Annotated in this window: 1 rRNA gene (only partly in view); it reads left to right on the top strand. The window is 52.3% G+C overall.

Annotation, left to right across the window (positions count from 1 at the left end):
• Positions 1–289: 289 nt before the first annotated feature.
• A 16S ribosomal RNA gene (locus NDI33_RS25295) occupies positions 290–1629 on the top strand (it continues 151 nt past the right edge of the window).

Below are 1629 nucleotides of genomic sequence, written 5' to 3'. Positions count from 1 at the left end.
GCCCAAAAGCTGCGCCCTTGGAGCTTTTGAGAGTTTTTCAAAAAAGTTTTTCAAAACAGTTGACAGAAGCGGTTCGTGGTTGCTACATTAATAAAGCGGTCGGGAGAGCAAGCGAAAGTGAAGCGACACCGAAGCGCACCGAACCTAGAAAAAATAATAGTTTGAAAGCCAAGTAAACACAAGTACCTCGTCAAAAAAATCAGGTGAATTGGAGGAGACTTCAATCACCAAGACGAAGTCGGTAGGAAACTTATAGTTTCCAATAGCCAAAAAAACAAACTCACTTAACACAATGGAGAGTTTGATCCTGGCTCAGGATGAACGCTGGCGGTCTGCTTAACACATGCAAGTCGAACGGGAATCTTCGGATTCTAGTGGCGGACGGGTGAGTAACGCGTGAGAATCTGCCTTCAGGACGGGGATAACAGTTGGAAACGACTGCTAAGACCGGATGTGCCGAGAGGTGAAATATTTATAGCCTGAAGATGAGCTCGCGTCCGATTAGCTAGTTGGTAAGGTAAAAGCTTACCAAGGCGACGATCGGTAGCTGGTCTGAGAGGACGATCAGCCACACTGGGACTGAGACACGGCCCAGACTCCTACGGGAGGCAGCAGTGGGGAATTTTCCGCAATGGGCGAAAGCCTGACGGAGCAAGACCGCGTGGGGGAGGAAGGTTCTTGGATTGTAAACCCCTTTTCTCAGGGAAGAACAAAATGACGGTACCTGAGGAATCAGCATCGGCTAACTCCGTGCCAGCAGCCGCGGTAATACGGAGGATGCAAGCGTTATCCGGAATAATTGGGCGTAAAGCGTCCGTAGGTGGCTGTTCAAGTCTGCCGTTAAAGACCGGGGCTTAACCCTGGAAAGGCGGTGGAAACTGAACGGCTAGAGTGCAGTAGGGGTAGAGGGAATTCCCAGTGTAGCGGTGAAATGCGTAGAGATTGGGAAGAACACCGGTGGCGAAAGCGCTCTGCTGGACTGCAACTGACACTGAGGGACGAAAGCTAGGGGAGCGAATGGGATTAGATACCCCAGTAGTCCTAGCCGTAAACGATGGATACTAGGTGTGGCCTGTATCGACCCGGGCCGCGCCGTAGCTAACGCGTTAAGTATCCCGCCTGGGGAGTACGCACGCAAGTGTGAAACTCAAAGGAATTGACGGGGGCCCGCACAAGCGGTGGAGTATGTGGTTTAATTCGATGCAACGCGAAGAACCTTACCAGGACTTGACATGTCCGGAACCTTCTGGAAACAGAAGGGTGCCTTCGGGAACCGGAACACAGGTGGTGCATGGCTGTCGTCAGCTCGTGTCGTGAGATGTTGGGTTAAGTCCCGCAACGAGCGCAACCCTCGTCCTTAGTTGCCATCATTAAGTTGGGCACTTTAGGGAGACTGCCGGTGACAAACCGGAGGAAGGTGGGGATGACGTCAAGTCAGCATGCCCCTTACGTCCTGGGCTACACACGTACTACAATGCTACGGACAAAGGGCAGCAAGTTAGCAATGACAAGCAAATCCCATAAACCGTGGCTCAGTTCAGATCGCAGGCTGCAACTCGCCTGCGTGAAGGCGGAATCGCTAGTAATCGCCGGTCAGCATACGGCGGTGAATCCGTTCCCGGGCCTTGT

The sequence above is a fragment of the Trichocoleus sp. DQ-A1 genome (genome assembly GCF_039961955.1).
Taxonomy (GTDB): Bacteria; Cyanobacteriota; Cyanobacteriia; order Cyanobacteriales; family FACHB-T130; genus FACHB-T130.
This window is presented reverse-complemented; position numbering and strand designations above follow the sequence as displayed.